Origin of the sequence: Proluteimonas luteida, assembly GCF_021191695.1 — a bacterium.
Taxonomy (GTDB): domain Bacteria; phylum Pseudomonadota; class Gammaproteobacteria; order Xanthomonadales; family Xanthomonadaceae; genus Luteimonas; species Luteimonas luteida.
Map to the genome: position 1 here is coordinate 1 of NZ_JAIWPT010000046.1, position 1,216 is coordinate 1,216.

Annotated in this window: 2 protein-coding genes; both read right to left on the minus strand. The window is 65.2% G+C overall.

The window, feature by feature from the left end; translation table 11 throughout:
* Positions 1-30: 30 nt before the first annotated feature.
* Positions 31-849 (minus strand): IS3 family transposase, encoded by an 819-nt coding sequence (locus LDO26_RS18120; protein WP_232132490.1) that lies wholly within the window; start codon positions 847-849, stop codon positions 31-33.
* Positions 849-1,163: a DUF1153 domain-containing protein gene (locus tag LDO26_RS18125; RefSeq protein WP_232132491.1), complete on the minus strand. Its 315-nt coding sequence runs from the start codon at positions 1,161-1,163 to the stop codon at positions 849-851. Before LDO26_RS18125 ends, LDO26_RS18120 begins: the two co-directional genes overlap by 1 nt.
* Positions 1,164-1,216 lie beyond the last annotated feature (53 nt).

Consider the following 1,216-nt stretch of genomic DNA (forward strand, 5'->3'; position numbering starts at 1 on the left):
GGTGTAATGACCCAGCAGTTTCTGCACAGGTCAGGCCGCTAAGGCATGCGCCTGGGCGGGTGTTTTCATGCCCAGCGCCTGGTGCGGGCGCTGGTGGTTGTAGAAGTGGATCCAGTCGCCGATCGCACGGCTGGCGTGGGTCAGGCTTTCGAAGCGCTGCCGGTGCACACACTGCTCCTTCAGGGTCCGGATCACCCGCTCGACCATCCCGTTCTGCTGCGGGCAGTGCGGCGTGATGAACTCCTGTTGCAGGCCGTAGCTCTTCACCAGCCGGGTATAGGCCCGGCTGGTGAAGACCAGGCCATTGTCCGAGCGCAACAGGAAGGGCTGACGGACGCGTCCCAAGCTCCCGAACCGGGCGATCAGCGCCTGTTCCAGCGCCGCAGCGGCCGTGCTGGCTTTGCCGCTGCGCGACAGCTGCCAGCCCAGCAACTGGCGCGTGAAGCAGTCGATGACCAGGGCCAAGACAAGCCAGCCGTCACGGCCACCCCAGATCCGGCACAGGTCCGTCGCCCAGCGCTCGTCCGGCGCCGAGGCCACCGAGGGCAAGGCCTCGATCCGTGGCCGATGGCCGACCGGCCGCTGACGACACTGCCAGCCCTCGAGCTGGAAGATCCGCTGCACGGTGTTCTTGTTCATCCCCAGCAGCGCCGCCACCGTCCGGTAGCCGAACGAGGGCTCGGCCTCGATCAGTGCCTTGATCGGCCCGGCCAGTTCCGGCTTCACCACCGGCGCCGCCTTGGTCGGCTTGTAGTACACGCTCCGTCGGGCCACGCCGAACCAGCGGCACAACTTCACCATCGACACCTGGAAGCCATCCTCCCGTAGTCCCTGCTGGATCGTGACCATCAGGTCTCGTCCTTGCCCAGCAGGGACTGCAATTTTTTTCGGGCGCGCAGCTCCAGCATCGCCTCGCCATAGGCTTCCTGCAGGTCCTTGAGCTGTCGCTCATACTGCTCGCGGACATCCTCTGGCTTGGCCCGCAAAGCGTTCTCCATGCCGGCCTTGCCCTGATCCACCCAGTCCTCGATCTCGGCTGGGGTCAGGTCGAACTGGCGCGCAGCCTCGGCCACGGTGGTCCGGCCCTGGATGATCTCCAGCACCAGCGCCGACTTGCGCCGCGCCGTCCAACGCTTGATCTCTTCGTCCATCACTTGGCTCATCGGTGTCTCCTTCGGAAAGTAACACCTGAGCAGGAAATCAGTGGGTCATTACA